Genomic DNA, 246 nt, shown 5'->3' with positions numbered 1-246 from the left:
CACCGGCAAGCTGCACACCGATGCGGAGGCCGGGCTGGACGGGGAGCCGGACGCTCAGTCGGACGACTGGTCGGAGACGGAGCCGTGGGCCGGCGAAGCCGGATCCACGGCCCCCGCCCCGCCAGCCCCCCGCGACGGCCCGAAGATCCGGTCGCGCCAGGTCACCGACCACTCCAGCCGGCAGACCGTGGCGCATCTTTCCGGCAGCACCGAGGCTGCCGGTCTCTCCGCCCTGCCGCTGCCGAA

At 74.8% G+C, this 246-nt stretch carries 1 protein-coding gene; it reads left to right on the top strand.

Annotation, left to right across the window (positions count from 1 at the left end; genetic code table 11):
- Positions 1-246: hypothetical protein (locus C5F48_RS25630; protein WP_181247806.1), on the top strand; the 246-nt coding region annotated here is incomplete at both ends.

It is taken from the genome of Cereibacter changlensis JA139 (assembly GCF_003034985.1).
Lineage (GTDB): Bacteria > Pseudomonadota > Alphaproteobacteria > Rhodobacterales > Rhodobacteraceae > Cereibacter > Cereibacter changlensis.
This window is presented reverse-complemented; position numbering and strand designations above follow the sequence as displayed.